This window comes from Novosphingobium sp. BAM6 (assembly GCF_057784955.1).
Map to the genome: position 1 here is coordinate 404,829 of NZ_JBYNTR010000001.1, position 16,405 is coordinate 421,233.

Genomic DNA, 16,405 nt, shown 5'->3' on the forward strand with positions numbered 1-16,405 from the left:
TGCCGAGCGGTTCTGCGACCCGTCGGGCGTATTCGTGTGATCAATCAATCAGCCGTGGTTCAGCACCATCGTCTTGGTCTTGCTGAAGTCATGCAGGGCGGCGAAGCCCTTTTCGCGTCCGTGGCCGCTCTTGCCCGCGCCGCCGAAGGGCAGTTCGATGCCTGCGCCCGCGCCGTAGCAGTTCACGAAGACCTGCCCCGCCCGCACGCGCTTGACCATGCGCATCTGCCGCCCGCCGTCGCGCGTCCACACCGCCGCGACAAGGCCGTAGTCGGTGGCGTTGGCAAGGGCCACGGCATCCGCCTCGTCGTCGAAGGGCAGCACGGTCAGCACCGGGCCGAACACTTCCTCGTTGGCGATCACGTTGTCGCGCGGCACCGGGCCGAGCAGGGTGGGGGCGACGTAGAAGCCGTCCTTGGCCGCACCCGCATCCAGCTTGCCCTGCGCCAGCACCGGAATGCCGTCCGCCGCCGCCTGATCGAGGAAGCTCTGGACGCGGGCCTGCTGCTTGGCGGTGATGATCGGTCCGCAGTCGAGGTCCATCTCCGGCGCGCCGACGCGCACCTTCTCGAACTCGGCGGCAAGCCGCGCGACGAACTGGTCGTGGATCGAGCGCTCGACCAGCAGGCGGCTGCCTGCCGAGCAGGTCTGGCCGCTGTTCTGGACGATGGCCTTGACGATCACCGGAATCGCGGCGTCGAAATCGGCATCGGCGAAGACGATCTGCGGGCTCTTGCCGCCCAGCTCCAGCGTGCAGGTGATGTAGTGATCGGCGCAGAGCTTCTGGATGATCTGGCCGACCTGCGGCGATCCGGTGAACGACATGAAGTCCACCCCGTGATGCGCCGCCAGCGCCGCGCCTGCCGTGGCGCCGCGCCCGGTCACGATGTTGAGTGCGCCTTCGGGGAAGCCCGCTTCGGCGGCCAGTTCCACCAGTCGCAGCGCGCTGGCAGAGGCATCCTCGGCAGGCTTGAGCACCGTCGCATTGCCCACCGCCAGCGCAGGAGCCAGCGTGCGGCCGAACATCTGCGCGGGATAGTTCCACGGCAGGATATGCCCGGTGACGCCGTGCGGCTCGTGGATCACGCCGACGTGATAGCCCGAAAGATAGGGGATGGTCTCGCCGTGCAGCTTGTCCGCTGCGCCGCCGTAGAACTCGAAGTAGCGGGCGAGCGCGACGATATCGGCATCGGCCACGCTCTTGGGCTTGCCGGTGTCGCGCGCCTCGATGGCGGAAAGCTCGGCGGCGTTGGACAGGATCAGGTCGCCCAGACGCGTCAGCATCCGGCCGCGCTCGGTGGCGGTGGTGCGGCCCCAGGCGCCCTCGTCGAAAGCCTTGCGCGCGGCGCGCACGGCCAGATCGACATCGGCCTCGGTGCTGTCGGGAATTTCGCCATAGCTCTTGCCGGTGGCAGGCTCGATCACCGGCAGGCTCGCGTCGGTCTGCGGATCGACCCAGGCGCCGCCAATGAAATTGCGGCTGAAATCGGCTTTCATGTTCATCCTCCGGGTGGGCGTCGTCTCGCCTCGTCTGAGGTCGGGATAGCCAGTCCTCGCCATATGGTCTAATAGCGGTTTCAGTAGATTTCGATTAGATCTGGATATGGAACTAAGGCACCTTCGCTATGCCCTCGCCGTGGCCGAGGATCTGCACTTCACCCGCGCCGCGCAGCGCCTGGGCATCGCGCAGCCGCCGCTCAGCCAGCAGATCAAGGCGCTGGAGGGGGAGCTGGGCACCCAGTTGTTCCACCGCCTGACGCGCGGGGTGGAGCTGACCGAGGCGGGCCGCGCCTTCATGCCCTATGCGCAGGCCGCGCTCGCCGCTGCCGATCAGGCGATCCACGCCGCCAGACGCGCCGCGCGGGGCGAGATCGGCGGGCTGTCGATCGGCTTCACCAGCTCGGCCTCGTTCAACCCGATGGTCCCGCGCATCATCGGGCGGTTGCGCGAACGTCACCCGGACCTTGCGATCACGCTGGTCGAGCAGACCACCGTGCGGCTGCTGGAAGCGCTTGAGGACGGCAGCCTCGATGTCGCCTTCCTGCGCCCGACGCTGGGCGAGACCGATGGCCTTGTCACTCGCCGTCTGCCCGACGAGGCGCTGTGGGTGGCGATGCCCGCGCGGCACCGGCTGGCAGGGCGGGCGGAGGTAGACCTCGTTGATCTGGCAGGCGATCCCTTTATCCTCTACCCGCGCAGCAACGGGCGCCTGCTCTACGACAGCATCATCGCCGCCTGCCGCAACGCCGGGTTCTCGCCCCGCATCGCGCAAGAGGCGCCGCAGATGGCCTCGACCGTGAACCTCGTCGCGGCAGGCGTGGGCGTGGCGCTGGTGCCCGAATCGATGTGCCAGCTGCACACGCAGGGCGTGACTTACGCGCGCATCGCCGGAGACGGCCCGCGCGCCCAGATGGTCGTCGCTCACCGCCGCGTCGGCGCGCTCAGCCCCGCCGTGCGTAATTTCATCGCCTGCGTGACGGCAGAGGGGTAGGGCGTATTAAATACTTGAAACAACGGGCTGTCGTCCTCGTATCCGGCATCGGCTTGCTTGACCGGCCCGTTTAGTCCGCACACATTCCCACGACATGTGAAATTTGGGGGGAAGTCATGGGTCTTGTCGTGCGGGTCGGCGTAGCGGTTGCGATTTGTCTGGCATTACCAGAGAGCGCCGAGGCCAAGGGTATCGTTTATGACTGTGATACCGCATCCGATCATTTTTCCGAGCTGGCGCTGCCCGTCGGGCCAACGCCGTTCCGCGTGAGCGGCAATGTGCAGGTCAATCAACTGGCGCCGGCCCTCAAGTATGTGCCGCTTGCGAAAGTGTGGATTTCGAATGCCGCCGTGCCCGGTGCGTCGCCCACTGCCTTCGCCGGATTCAGCCTGTCTGCGCTGGCGACCAATTCGAAAAAGGCGGCATCCGGACAGGCAGCAGTGCAGATGCTGAGTTTCGAATCGTCGGGCGGCAAGGAAGAGACCTTGCCGGGCTCGCTGCTGACACAGGTCGGCACTGTCGAACCGTTCAGCCTGACTTACGATGGCAAGAGTGTTCGCGTCGAACTGGGCAGCGAAAGCAGGACCTTCCCGCTGACCGTCGAGGCGTCTGCGGTGCGGGTCATCTGTTCCACCGGCGAATTCCTCTTCACCGATCTGGAAGTGACACCCGCCGGTTAGGTGCGGGAGGAGCGGGGAGGTAAGCCCATCCTGTCGTGCTCGCCCCAAACCTTCGTCATTCCCGCGCAGGCGGGAATCCAACTGGCGTAAATCGGCAGCGTTCGCTCCTGTCGAGAGCGTGGGGCTGGATCCCCGCCTGTGCGGGGATGACGAAGGTTTGGGGCAATCGTAATCGAGAGAAATCACTCTCTCCCCTTCAGGGGAGAGATACGAAGGCTTGTAAGTGAAGCGACCTGGCCGCAGTTGCGAGGGGGTGGTCCTTACAGCACCATCCTTAGCCCCCATCACCCCGCGATCATCCGCGCGCCGCGCCAACCGATCAGGATCGAGGGCGCATTGGTGTTGCCGGTGGTGATCGTGGGCATCACCGAGGCGTCGGCGACGCGCAGGCCTTCGATGCCGTAGACGCGCAGTTGCGGATCGACGACGGACTCGGCGTCGGTGCCCATCTTTGCGGTGCCGACCGGGTGGAAATAGGTCGAGACAGACTTCTGCAGGAAGTCGCGATAGGCCTCGGGGCTGTCGACGGCGGTGGCGGGCATCAGTTCGGCCTTGCGAATATCCTTGTAGGCATCCGAATTGCCGATCTCGCGCGCGAGGTTGGTCGCCGCCTTCAGCGCGATCAAGTCCTGCCCGGATTGCAGATAGTTCGGATCGATCACCGGGTTGGCGCGCGGGTCGGCCGAAGTGATCGTCACCGCGCCGCGCGACTTGGGGCGCATCACGCCGCACAGGATCGCATAGCCGTGGGTCTGCTGGAGCTTCAGTTCCTTGGTGGCGAAAGGCACGCTGACGTAAAGCGCGTTGATGTCAGGCGCGGGCTGGTCTGGCGTGGATTTCCACCACATGTAGACTTCGGAGTGGTTGTAATTCGTGGGCGGCACCGGGCGCTTGGCCTCGAAGTTGACGCCTGCGCCCAGTACGTGGTCCTGCAGGTTGCGCCCGACGCCGGGTAGATCGACGAGCGGGGTGATACCCAGGCGCTTGAGGTGCGCGGCCTCGCCGATGCCCGACAGCGTCAGCAGCTTGGGCGTGATCACCGCGCCTGCCGAGAGGATTACTTCCTTGTTCGCGCGCACCGTTACCGGGCGTCCGGCATGGAGATACTGCACGCCCACACAGCGTCCGTTCTCGATCACCAGCTTGAGCACCGGGGCCTCGGTCAGCACCGTCAGCTTGCGCCCGGCATCGATGGCGGGGCGCAGGAAGGCGACGGCGGTGTTCTGGCGCTTGCCGGCATAGACGGTGAAGTTGACCCAGGCCGGGCCTTCCAGCGTGCCGTCGTTGAAGTCCTTGGTCTCCGGGTAGCCGAGCGATTTCGCGCCTTCCATGAACGCGCGGGCGCCCTCGTGGCCCCTGGCGGGATTGGGCTGGGTGACGTGGAGCGGGCCGCCTGCACCGCGCAGCGCGCTGGCCCCGCCCTGCCAGTCTTCCAGCGCCTTGTATTCCGGCAGCACCGCGTCCCAGCTCCAGCCGGTGGCGCCGTTGTAGTCCCAGTCGTCATAGTCCTTGGCCGAGCCGCGGCAGTAGATCATGCAGTTGACGCTGGAGCAGCCGCCAAGGCCTTCGCCGCGCGGATAGGGCACGACGCGGTTCTGGGCGTGGACCTGCGGTGCGGTCTCGTAGGTCTTGGTGAACGGCGAGGCGAGCGCGGCGGGCCACTGCGAGGGATCGGTGATCAGCGGATTGAGATCGGACAGGCCGCCTTCCAGCACCAGCACCGAGGCGTCGGTGCGCTTGGCCAGTTCGCCCGCCAGCGTCGCGCCCGACGAGCCCGCGCCGATCACGATATAGTCGGCGGCGGCAATGGGCGAGGTCTCGCGGGTCGATTGCGCGAAGGCCTTGCCGCCCGAAAGCCACAGCGCATCGGCGAGGGCAAACGCTGCACCTGCGGCCATGGCGCGGCCGATGAAGCTGCGGCGATCGATGGCGCCGGCGGCATGGTCCTTGAGCACGCGCGCAAGGCGTACCGTATCGAGTACGTTATCCATTCGATCCTCTTTCCCAATGTTCGCTTCAGTGTTCACGCCAAAGTTCGCGGCACGTTTCGCGAACCGCCTTCGGGCGTTCCGTGTCGTTCTGTGTATGCTCTGGGGGCGTTTCTGCCCCGTCCCTGTCGGTTTCTGCCCGGCGCGGGCTCGGGTCGGGGAGCGGCGCGCCGGAACGGGTCAGAAGACCCTCAGGATGCGCAGCTGGCCGCGGATTCCCTCGCGAAATCCGTTCTCTACCGAAAGGTCGGTGCCGACCTGCGTCATCAGCTGCCACTTGGGCGAGAGTGTGCGGCGCCAGGTGCCGAGGACCGAGGTGGTGCCGGTGCGATTGTCCTGCGCGATGCCGTCAATCTTGGTCTCGCCACCGCCGACGTACATCAGGCGGGCGTTGATTTCGTTCTTGTCGTCAATGAGATAGCGGGCAAATCCCTGCACGCGCCAAGTGGTCTTCTGGGTCAGCGTGGAAGAGGATGCGCCGTAATCGGTGTTCTTGCCGTAGACCATGACGTCACCGGCCACTTCGGCGACGAAATGCTTGCCGAAGCCTTGCGAATAGACCGCCTGGAACGAGCCTTTCCAGCGGTTTTCACCCATGTTCAGGCCTCGCTCGGCCTTGTAGTCGCCGGTCGGGATATAGAGGTAGGGGGTGACGCCGAAGTAGGACTGGCTGTCCTTGTTCTCATAGAGCCACAGGGTGCTGACAAGGATGGTGTCGCCAAAGCCGGTGGTCTTGCCGAGGCTTTTGGTGGAACCGCCGCCTTCCAGATGGCCGAAGGGCTGAAGGACCTGATAATCCAGCGTCATTCCGGCGATCTTGGTGAAGCCGACATAGCGCGCGATGGCAACGGCAGTGTCGAGCTTGGCGTCGTCGTCCACCTTTTTGCCGTCGGCATAGAGAGAGTCCGAGTGGGCATACTGCATGTAGACGAGCGCAAGCTGGGTGCCGGGAGGGGCGGGCACATAGTCGCCCGCGTCGATCGCCTGCGCCATCGCGGGCGCGGCAAAGCTCGCGGCGCCGAAGCTCAGCGCGGTAGAGGCCAGCAAGCGCATGAAAAGCGGGCCGACTGCAAAAGGGCGCGGCATGATCGGGCGTGTCTTCGATATGCGCGTCATAGAGGCGCGCGGGGCGACAGCGCGAAAGGGCATCGTATTCCTCTCCTGTTTTCTCTTTTTCGAAAGGCGCCTGAAAAATCGCCTTGTTGGAAACCTTATTGCGCCCGGAAACCCGCGCGTATATCGCCGATTGGGCAAATATGGTTTCGCGTTTTGCGAAACATGGAGATGGAGGTTGGTGCTCTGATCCGTGATCTTGTAACGCTGCGACTGTTCGTTCGCGCAGCCGAAACCGGTACGCTGAGCGAAGCGGCGGAGCAGTCGAACCTCGCGCTGGCGGCGGCCTCACGGCGTATCGCCACGATGGAGGAGCGCTTCGGCGTTCAGCTGTTTCGCCGGTCTCGCCATGGGCTTAGCGTCACACCGGCAGGAGCGGCCTTGCTTGAGAGTGCGCGAAACCTGCTGGAGCAGGCACGTGTCATCGACAGCGAGATGGCGGACTTCGCAGGCGGCATGCGTGGCACGATCCGTATCCATACGAACCCCTCGGCGATCACCCAGTTTCTGCCCGCCGATCTCGCAGCTTTCGCTGCCCAGCGGCCCGATCTGCGCCTCGATCTGGAGGAAAACCTTAGCTGCGATGTGGTCAGTGCGGTAAGCGAAGGCCGGGCGGACCTTGGCATCGTTATCGGCGGCACGGCGACAGGCTCGCTGGAAACGATCCCCTACCGCTCCGACCACCTGGCATTGCTGGCGCCGCGCGGCATGTTTGAAGGGCGCGACAGTATCGCCTTCGCCGAAGTGCAGGAGCGGGACTTCGTGGGCCTCGTCAACTCCACCGCGCTGACCACGCTGCTGCTGGAGCAGGCCTCGCGTGCGGAGCGGGTCTTGCGCCTGCACATGCAGGTCCGCAGTTTCGATGGTGTGTGCCGCATGGTCGAGGCAGGGTTCGGCCTTGGTGTGCTGCCGCTGATGGCTGCGCGCGGGTTTGCGGCATCCATGGATCTCGATGTGATCGCGCTGACGGATGCCTGGGCGACGCGGCGCATGCTGCTGTGCCTGCCATCGGGTACGGCGCCGGGATCGGCAGGCCATGCGCTTGCCCGCCACTTGGCGGCGTTTGCAGAAAAAGATATGATTTGAAAAGGATAGTTCTATCCAAAAGCCCCACTACCCAGGGCACAAGCAAATCGCCTATTGCGCTGTTCGCCGCTGGACATATCGTGGCTTGCGATGAATGTCCGGGCCCCGACAGGTTGCGGCAGGTCGGCATCTGACAGGGCTACAAGACGAACACCATGCCACATCTCGATCTTCTGCATGCAGCCGCAGGGTTGCTGGTCGGCCTGCTTGTCGGGCTGACGGGCGTTGGTGGTGGCTCGCTGATGACCCCGCTGCTGGTGCTGATGTTCGGGGTTAGCCCCAAGACCGCCATCGGTACGGATCTGCTGTTCGCCGCTGCCACCAAGATCACGGGATCGGCCGTTCACGGCCTGCGCGATTCGGTGGACTGGGACATCGTGCGCCGTCTGGCGATCGGCAGTGTTCCGGCGGCATTGGCGACGCTGGGGCTGCTGGCGTGGTTCGGCGATGTCGGCCCGGCCAGCGAGCGTGGCATCATGATCGCGCTTTCGGTGCTGCTCGCGATCACGGCGGTAACGGTGCTGTTTCGCAACCAGCTGATCGGTTTTGCCCATGGCCTCGACCCGATGGGGCCGCCCAGGCGCGTGACGCTGGGCACTATCGTGCTGGGCGCGGCGATCGGCGCGGCGGTCTCGATCTCCTCGGTTGGCGCCGGGGCAATCGGCATGAGCGTGCTGCTGATGCTGTACCCGCGTCTGCCGATCACGCGCATCGTGGGTTCGGATATCGCCCATGCCGTGCCGCTGGCGCTGATCGCCGGGTTCGGCCACTGGATCATTGGCGACGTCAATCTGGTGCTGCTGCTCAGCCTGCTGCTGGGCTCCGTGCCCGGCGTGATCGTGGGGAGCATGCTGTCGAGCCGGGCTTCGGACACTCTGCTGAGGCCGCTGCTGGCGCTGGTGCTGGCGGTTTCGGCCTATCAGCTTTACGCCAAGGCCTCGGCCCCGGTCGTGCCGGTGGCCCATGCGGAGAGCGTCGGGGCGGCTGCTTCTCATCCCTGATGCCTGAAAAGTCCGGTTCGGGTTGACCCGTCGCGGCCGGTCCGCGACAACGGGTTTCAACCTGCTGGAGACATTCTTGGAAACCGTCACGATAGTCCTGATCCTGCTGCTGGCCGTCATTGTCAGCGGCACCATCTCGCGGATCGTGCCTTTGCCGTTTCCACGCCCGCTGTTTCAGATCGCTCTGGGCGCGGTGATCGGCCTGACGGGCGAATGGCGGGTCATGCTCGACCCCGAACTGTTCTTTCTGCTGTTCCTGCCGCCGCTGCTGTTCATCGATGGCTGGCGCATCCCGCGCGAGGAACTGTTCCGCGATGGCAAGACCGTGCTCGAACTCGCGCTCGGCCTTGTGGTCTTCACGGTTCTGGGCGTTGGTTTCCTGATCCACTGGCTGATCCCGGCGATGCCGCTGGCGGTCTGCTTTGCACTGGCCGCAGTCGTATCGCCGACCGACCCGATCGCGGTGTCCGCCATCGCCCAGCGCGTGCCGATCCCCAAGCGGATGATGCATATCCTCGAAGGGGAATCGCTGCTGAACGACGCCTCCGGCCTTGTCTGCCTGCGCTTTGCGATTGCGGCGGCGCTGACCGGAGCCTTCTCGATCAAGGCCGCGGCCCTGAGCTTCCTGTGGATGTCGCTGGGGGGGCTCGCCTCCGGCGTGCTGGTCGCCTGGGGTATCTCGCGCCTCAAGAGCTGGATCACCAAGCGCTACGGCAATGACGATGGCGCGCAGGTTCTCGTCAGTGTGCTGATCCCCTTCGCCGCCTATCTGCTGGCCGAGCATCTGCACTGTTCGGGCATTCTGGCCGCTGTCGCTGCCGGTCTGACGATGGGCTTCGTCGAGGTGCCGGGCGAGATCGAGGCGAATACGCGCCTGCGTCGCACGGGGCTGTGGGACATGCTCCAGTTCACCCTCAACGGCATCATCTTCGTGCTGCTGGGCGAACAGTTGCCCGTGGTGTTCGAGGGCGCGCGCCAGATCGTGCAGGTGACAGGCCATCTCCACGTGGGCTGGCTGGCGGTCTATGTGCTGGCGATCAATGTGGGGCTGGCACTGTTGCGCTTCGTGTGGGTGTGGGTCTCGCTGCGCCTGACGTTCTTCCGCGCAGGAGAGCGGCATCGTTCGCCCAACTGGCGCATCGTCGCGGCGATGTCCGTCGCAGGCGTGCGCGGTGCGATCACGCTGGCGGGTGTGCTGACGCTGCCGCTGGCCATGCCCGACGGCTCGGCCTTTCCGGCGCGCAGTCTGGCCATCCTGCTGGCGATGGGCGTCATCATCTTCTCGCTGGTGGTGGCGAGCGTGGCGCTGCCGTGGTTGCTGAACGGACTGACCCTGCCGCCCGAGCCTTCGCACGCGGCGGAAGAGGATGCGGCGCGGGTGGCGGCGGCACAGGCGGCGATTGCCGCTGTCGAGCTTGCCGAGCACACGATGGCCCATGGCAAGGACGATGCCGATATGTACGTCACCGTCGCCGCCCGGATCATGGATGCCTACCGCCAGCGTATCGACAGTCGCAGCCTTGAAGGAGAGGAGCGTCTCTCGCTGGGCCTGCGCGAACAGGTCGAGCGTCACTTGCGGTTGGCAGGGCTGCGCGCCGAACGCCGGGCGATTTCGGATCTGGCGCGCCGTCAGGAGATCGGTACCGAGATTACCCGCAAGCTGTTGCGAGAGATCGACCTGATGGAAGCGCGCATTCTTGCTTGAGCGAATACCGGAACCGTGATCGGTGATTTCAGGATCGAGGCCGTGTGCGTGACGGATCGGGCCATTTTCGGTTCCGTATTTCGCGGCATTCCCGATCAGGTTGACGACGAAGCAGTGAAGGCGCCCGGCCTCACGGCGTGCGGTGGCGACCGGTGCCTGTTGTTGCCGTTCGTCGGGGCGGATGGCGGTCAGCGTCCCCGCGATCGTTGTCAGCGATGTGTGCAGATCGTGACTGACCGAGGAGAGCAGGGCATGGCGTAGCCGTTCGCGCCGCAGGCTTGGGAAAGCTGTGCTATCTCTTCCTCCTGCACGATACGTTCGAGCGCGAGTATGGAATTGACCGCAGACATGCCGGAACGGCATAACGCGGACGGTGTATTCAATACGACGTGGCGCGCGGCATGGACGTAAGCGAAAAAGCATGACCGACGAGACAGCCTCCTCTTCCGATCCCCAAACCGTGATCCTGTTGCCGGGCCTGCTGTGCGATGCCGCGATCTGGACTGATCAGGTCGCGGCACTCGCCCCTTGCTACAGGGTGATGGTGCTGGATCCGGGGGAACGGGCGTCGATCACGCAGATGGCAGAGCGCGTTCTGGCCGAAGGGCCGCTGCGTTTCTCGCTGGTGGGGCATTCGATGGGCGCGCGCGTGGCGATGGAAGTCGCTCGCCTTGCGCCGCATCGCATCGCGCGGCTGGCACTGCTCGATACCGGGGCGCATCCGGTCCGGTCGGGCGAAGCAGAGAAGCGCCAGGTCATGCTGGATATTTCCGCGGGTCAGGGCATGCGTGCGCTGGCCGATGCCTGGCTGCCGCCGATGGTGGGAGAAGCGCGGTTCGCCGAAGACGAGGCTTTGCGCGAGACGCTTTACGCCATGGTCGAGCGAATGACACCGGCGATCCACCGGGCGCAGATCGCGGCGCTGCTGGGCCGGCCCGATGCGATGGCGGGCCTTGCCGCCTTGCGTGATATGGGCTCCTGCCCGGCGCTGGTCGGGGTTGGGCGCGACGATCGCTGGAGTCCGCCCGAGCAGCATGAGGCTATCGTTGCGGCATTGCCGGGGGCGCAGTTCGTGATTTTCGAAGGTGCGGGCCATATGGCTCCGCTGGAAGCGCCCGACGCGGTCAGCGCGGCGCTGCTGGCGTGGATGGCGATGCCGGTAAAGAGGGGGCCGATAAAAGAGGTGCCGGTGCCAGCGGCGGCGGTGTCGCAGGCGGACGGAGCAACCGTACGATGACCGAAACGATAGACGCCTGGAGCGTATGCTCACTGAGCATGCCATAGCGCGGCGGATCGTCGCTTTCGCTGTGGCCAATGACGCGCATGACGCACAAGGTGTCGCGGCGATGTTCGTGCTGGAAGGGCGTTTCGCAAGACCGACCGATCCCGACCGTCCGGTCATCGGGCGCGAGGCCATCCTCGCCTTCTTTCGGGATCGTCCGGTGCGTGTCACGCGCCATGTCATGACCATATCCTCGTCGAGATAGGCAGCCCGGACCATGCCCGCGCGCAAAGCGTGGTGACACTCCATACCGGGTAGCGAGGGGAGACAGTGATGGTGGGCGGCTTCGCAGACGAACTGGTGCGGGAGGCCGATGGCGAATGGTATTTTCCGTCGCGATGCGGCTTGCTGGCCTTTATGTGGTGGCATGTATTGAAAAATAGGTAGGCATTTTGAGCGCCTATTCGCTTCTCAGTGACCCGAAGCTATCCGAACATCTTCCGCTTTCAGAAATTTTCTGTCGCCTGAATTGTGCCAGGGGCATTCCCGCTCCTCAGGGGTTCTCGCAAAGGGTTGTAGAACATCTCAATGTCATCGACTTGTTCTGGCGCTTGCCCACGTGTTTTGTGGATATGGCACCGGTGGCGCTGGCGTTTGACCGAGCCGCCTTCAACTCTCGATCCGTTCCCTTCTTGGAGGCCGTGTTTGGCTTTGAGGTAAGCCGCAGTTTCCTGATCAGGCCCCAGGGTCAGGCCCCATTACTCACACCGTCGAGGCGCCCGAATGGCGAACATATCGGGCGCCTCGACGGTGTGAGTAATGGGGCCTGACCCTAGATGCTCCCGATTTTGGGTACTGGCCTTACCTTTATCTTGAATAGGGCTATGCGTGAAAGATGTTTCATATTATGGTCTTGCGTAACATATAATGGGAATTTCGGGCTAATTGCGCGGAATCGTTTGGAGAGGGATGCCATGCTGCGATCATGGGCATTTTTGGCAAGTGCGCTGACGATAGGCATTGGCCTGACCACAAATGCCGTGGCGCAGCGCGCTTCTGTCGCGACTGCATCACCGCGACAGAGCTACAACTTTGATCGCGATTGGCGCATGGTAGTGGGAGACGATGCCGGCTTCGCGACGCCTGCTTTCGACGACAGCGCCTGGAAGCCGGTGAGCCTGCCGCATGCCTTCAACGAGGATCAGGCCTTCGCCATCGACGGGCACGACCACGCCGAAGGGATCATCTGGTATCGCAAGCACTTCACGCTGCCTGCCGATGCACCGAAGGGGGAAGCGCTGCTGGAATTCCAGGGCGTTCGGCAGGCGGCCGAGGTCTGGGTCAACGGGCAAAAGATGGGCTTCAGCGAGAACGGAGTGATGGCCTTCGGGGTCGATATCACGGCTGCGCTGAAGCCCGGCGACAACGTCGTCGCCGTTCGGGTGGACAACCACTGGGACTATCGCGAGCGTGCGACGAACACCAAGTTCCAGTGGGAAGACAAGAACTTCTACGCCAACTTCGGCGGGATCAACAAGTCGGTGCGGTTGCATCTGACCGGCCCGGTCTATCAGACATTGCCGCTGTACAGTTCGCTGGGGACGAGCGGCAGCTATATCTGGGCAGACGGCTATGACGTGCCGCATGGCACCGCGACAGTTCATGCCGAAGCGCAAGTGCGCAATGCCTCGGCCAAGCCGATGGACGTGCGCTATTCGGTGCTGGTGCGCGATCTTCAGGGGCGGCAGGTTGCCCGCTTCGAGGGGGAGCGAGGCACGCTGGCTGCAGGCGCGACGGCGACGCTTCATGCGCAGCAGCGCCTGTCGGGGCTTCACTTCTGGAGCTGGGGCTACGGCTATCTCTACACCGTTACCGGCATCCTCTCCGACGCCAGCGGCAAGGTGATCGACGCGGTCGATACCCGGACCGGCTTTCGGGACACCGGCTTCGATCACGGCGAGGTGCGGTTGAACGGCCGGGTACTCCAGCTCAAGGGCTATGCGCAGCGCTCGACCAGTGAATGGGCAGCGGTCGGCCCCGATGTACCGCCCTGGGTCAGCGATCTGTCCAACGGCATGATCACCGGCAGCAACGGCAATCTGGTGCGCTGGATGCACGTGACGCCTGCCAAGCAGGATATCGAGAGCGCGGACAGGCTTGGCCTGATCGAGGCGATGCCTGCCGGAGATTCCGAAGGCGACCCCATCGGACGGCGCTGGGACCAGCGGGTCGAGGTCATGCGCGACGCGATCATCTACAACCGCAACAACCCTTCGATCCTGTTCTACGAGAGCGGCAATCACGGCATTACCGATGCGCATATGGCGCAAATGCGTGCTTTGAAGGTGCAATGGGATCCCCACGGCGGCCGCGCCATCGGCGCGCGCGAGATGCTGGGCAGCGATCCTGCGAATAACGGCGCCGAGTACGGCGGCGAGATGCTCTATATCAACAAGAGCGCGGGCAAGCCGCTCTGGGCGATGGAATATTCGCGAGACGAGGCCGCACGCGCCTATCAGGACGACTGGACACCGCCGTTCCACAAGGATGCGCCGGACTACAACCGCAATGTCGAGAGCATGGCGGTGGAGGACGTGCGCCGCTGGTGGGACTATTACCAGCAACGCCCCGGCGGCGGCGATCGCGTGAGTGCGGGCGGGGTCAAGATCGGCTTCACCGATTCCAATTCGCATTTCCGGGGCGACAACAACTATCGCCGCTCGGGCGTGGTCGATGCGGTGCGGCTGCCCAAGGACCCGTGGTTCGTCCATCAGGCGATGTGGGACGGCTGGGTCGAATCCGGGGGGCATCACCTTCATATCCTCGGGCACTGGACGTACCCGGAGGGTACAGTGAAGCCGGTCTACGTCGTGGCCAATGCCGAACGGGTGGAACTGTTTCTCAACGGTCAATCACTCGGGCTGGGGCAGCGTGAGAGCGGTTTCCTGTTCACGTTCCCCGATGTGCATTTCAGCCCTGGCTCGCTGAAGGCCGTGGCCACGTTCGCCGATGGCACGACTTCAGAGGAGAACCTGACTACGGCAGGGGCACCGGTCGCCATCCGGCTGACGCCGCGCACCGGCCCGCGCGGCTTCGTGGCCGATGGCGCCGATCTTGCGCTGGTCGATGTCGAGGTGGTGGACGGCAAGGGGCAGCGCGTGCCGACCGCGTTCAATCCGGTCGACTTCACGCTGACCGGCGCCGCCGAATGGCGTGGCGGCATCGCGCAAGGTGACAGTTCGGGCAAGCCCCGCCCGACGCAGGCGGTCATGGCGCCGACTTATGCGGGCACGACCAGTTTCGCCGGCACCGCGCGGGGCGAAGACAACTATATTCTCTCGAAGCATCTGCCGGTCGAACTGGGCGTCAACCGCGTGCTGGTGCGCTCGACCACGCAGGCAGGCTCGGTCCATCTTGAGGCGAGTTCTCCGGGGCTCAAGAGTGCCTCGATCGATCTGAAGACGGTGGCCGCACCGCTGAAGGGCGGCCTCTCGACGCAGTTTGCCGAGGATGCGCAGCCTTCCGATCTTTCGCGCGGGCCTACGCCGCCGGGCGATTCCGTGGTGCCCCGGTTCGTCACTCTGCATCCGGTCGCCATCACCGCCGGATCGAACCAGGCCGACGCGGCAAAGAGCCACGACGACAACGAGGCGACGACCTGGAGCAGCGACGGCCAGCCCGATACGGCGTGGATCGAGTATCGTTTCGCAAAGCCGCAGTCCGTGGCCGAACTCTCGCTGCGCCTCACCGGCTGGCGCATCCGCAGCTATCCGGTCCGGGTCACGCTGGACGGCAAGGTCATCTACGAAGGCGAAACGCCCAAGTCGCTCGGATATGTGAACCTGCCGATGAGCACGGGCGCTGCGGGCACAAGGCTGCGCATCGCGCTGACCGGCCCGACGGCGGATCGGGACGCCTTCGGCAAGATCGTCGAGGTGAAGAACGACAAGGTCGCCGCCAGCGTGGGGGCGGATGCCGTTCCCGCGGGCTGGCATCTCAGCATCGTCGAGGCCGATCTGCTCGGCCCGGTGGCGAAATAGAAAGGTTGTTGGCATGGTTTGGAAATATGGCCTCGCTTTGGTTGCCCTGCTTGCAATCGGCGTAACCCCTGCGAACGCAAAGGACGGCTTCGACATCGCGATCACGGTGGACGATCTTCCGGCACATGGACCATTGCCTGCCGGCGAGACGCGAGAGAAGATCGCACGGGCCTATCTGGAAGCGCTTGAGAAGCACCATGTTCCGGAAGCCTTCGGTTTCGTGAACGCGACGAAACTCTCGGACAACAAGGATGCGCAGGCGGTGCTCGCACTGTGGCGCAAGGCGGGCTATCCGCTCGGCAACCACAGTTTCAGCCATATGAACCTGGGACGAGCCGCATCGTTGCAGGCCTGGGAGGACGATGTCATCGCGGGCGAACCGGCCGTCGCGGCGGCTATGCCGGGGGCGGACTGGCACTGGTTTCGCTATCCCAATCTCTCGGCCGGAAAGGACGCCGCGCAGCACGCAGCGGCGCTGTCGTTCCTGACGGATCGCGGATACCATATCGCCGAAGTCAGCGTTGCCTTCAGCGATTGGGCTTATACCGATGCCTATGTCCGCTGCCGGGCCAGAGGGGATAATGCCGCGATTGCCCGAATGAAGGTGCAATACCTGCAAGGCGTGGATGACGGTATTGCGTGGATGAAAGCGACGTCGCACCGCGTCTACGGGCGCATGGTGCCGCAAGTGCTGCTGACGCACATCGGGGCATGGTCCGCCCTGATGCTGCCGCAGGTTCTGGCGCGTCTGGATGCAGCGGGCGCCCATTACGTGACGCTCGCAGGCGCCGAGCATGATCCGGCCTATGCACAGGCCGCAGCCTATCCGGGCGGTGGCGGGATCATGGAGCGCACCGCGCGGGTCGAGGGAATCGACCTGTCTGGCGTGCCTTCGCCCAAGCCCATCGAAAGTCTGGCAGAGGTGTGCAAATGATCTGTGCGTCTGCCTGAAGGACCAGATGCCGCACCGGCTTCTGCAGCGGGTAGATGCGCCGAATGCGGAAATATGCTGTCCGGGGCAGGGCGTGTGAGACAGGTCTGTGGCGATCGTCGGTCAGACAGCGCACGCGTGTCCTGCC

At 64.6% G+C, this 16,405-nt stretch carries 13 protein-coding genes; 10 read left to right on the forward strand and 3 right to left on the reverse strand.

Annotated features, from left to right (window positions below):
* Positions 1 to 48: 48 nt before the first annotated feature.
* Positions 49 to 1,497 carry an aldehyde dehydrogenase family protein gene (locus AC3EC3_RS02035; RefSeq protein ID WP_488488033.1) on the reverse strand — a complete coding sequence of 483 codons (1,449 nt, stop codon included), beginning with the start codon at positions 1,495 to 1,497 and terminating at the stop codon, positions 49 to 51.
* Positions 1,498 to 1,603: 106 nt separating this feature from the next.
* Here AC3EC3_RS02035 and AC3EC3_RS02040 point away from each other — a divergent pair, with 106 nt between their 5' ends.
* On the forward strand, positions 1,604 to 2,491 hold the full coding sequence (locus AC3EC3_RS02040) for a LysR family transcriptional regulator (RefSeq protein ID WP_488488034.1): 888 nt from the start codon (positions 1,604 to 1,606) through the stop codon (positions 2,489 to 2,491).
* 116 nt (positions 2,492 to 2,607) lie between these two features.
* Entirely contained in the window at positions 2,608 to 3,171 is a 564-nt protein-coding gene (locus tag AC3EC3_RS02045) for a hypothetical protein (protein WP_488488035.1), read from the forward strand.
* 284 nt (positions 3,172 to 3,455) lie between these two features.
* Here AC3EC3_RS02045 and AC3EC3_RS02050 read toward each other — a convergent pair whose 3' ends face one another.
* Both AC3EC3_RS02050 and AC3EC3_RS02055 read right to left on the reverse strand, forming a co-directional pair.
* Complete coding sequence (locus AC3EC3_RS02050; protein ID WP_488488036.1) at positions 3,456 to 5,162, reverse strand: GMC family oxidoreductase; 1,707 nt, start codon at positions 5,160 to 5,162, stop codon at positions 3,456 to 3,458.
* Positions 5,163 to 5,339: 177 nt separating this feature from the next.
* Positions 5,340 to 6,308, reverse strand: a complete 969-nt coding sequence (locus AC3EC3_RS02055) for a transporter (RefSeq protein WP_488488037.1) — start codon at positions 6,306 to 6,308, stop codon at positions 5,340 to 5,342.
* Positions 6,309 to 6,443: 135 nt separating this feature from the next.
* On the opposite strand from AC3EC3_RS02055, the gene AC3EC3_RS02060 reads away from it, so the two are divergent.
* From AC3EC3_RS02060 to AC3EC3_RS02095, 8 genes are all read left to right on the forward strand, one after another.
* Complete coding sequence (locus AC3EC3_RS02060; RefSeq protein WP_488488038.1) at positions 6,444 to 7,358, forward strand: LysR family transcriptional regulator; 915 nt, start codon at positions 6,444 to 6,446, stop codon at positions 7,356 to 7,358.
* A gap of 155 nt (positions 7,359 to 7,513) precedes the next feature.
* Positions 7,514 to 8,359, forward strand: a complete 846-nt coding sequence (locus AC3EC3_RS02065; protein ID WP_488488039.1) for a sulfite exporter TauE/SafE family protein — start codon at positions 7,514 to 7,516, stop codon at positions 8,357 to 8,359.
* 76 nt (positions 8,360 to 8,435) lie between these two features.
* Positions 8,436 to 10,064 carry a Na+/H+ antiporter gene (locus AC3EC3_RS02070; RefSeq protein WP_488488040.1) on the forward strand — a complete coding sequence of 543 codons (1,629 nt, stop codon included), beginning with the start codon at positions 8,436 to 8,438 and terminating at the stop codon, positions 10,062 to 10,064.
* A 15-nt stretch (positions 10,065 to 10,079) separates the two neighbouring features.
* Positions 10,080 to 10,325: a hypothetical protein gene (locus tag AC3EC3_RS02075; RefSeq protein WP_488488041.1), complete on the forward strand. Its 246-nt coding sequence runs from the start codon at positions 10,080 to 10,082 to the stop codon at positions 10,323 to 10,325.
* A gap of 160 nt (positions 10,326 to 10,485) precedes the next feature.
* Positions 10,486 to 11,301, forward strand: coding sequence for an alpha/beta fold hydrolase (locus AC3EC3_RS02080; RefSeq protein ID WP_488488042.1), 816 nt, complete (start codon positions 10,486 to 10,488; stop codon positions 11,299 to 11,301).
* A 25-nt stretch (positions 11,302 to 11,326) separates the two neighbouring features.
* Positions 11,327 to 11,551 (forward strand): nuclear transport factor 2 family protein, encoded by a 225-nt coding sequence (locus tag AC3EC3_RS02085; RefSeq protein WP_488488043.1) that lies wholly within the window; start codon positions 11,327 to 11,329, stop codon positions 11,549 to 11,551.
* An 844-nt stretch (positions 11,552 to 12,395) separates the two neighbouring features.
* Positions 12,396 to 15,326, forward strand: a complete 2,931-nt coding sequence (locus AC3EC3_RS02090; RefSeq protein ID WP_488488044.1) for a DUF4982 domain-containing protein — start codon at positions 12,396 to 12,398, stop codon at positions 15,324 to 15,326.
* A gap of 13 nt (positions 15,327 to 15,339) precedes the next feature.
* Entirely contained in the window at positions 15,340 to 16,260 is a 921-nt protein-coding gene (locus AC3EC3_RS02095) for a polysaccharide deacetylase family protein (protein ID WP_488488045.1), read from the forward strand.
* The last annotated feature ends 145 nt before the right edge of the window (positions 16,261 to 16,405 follow it).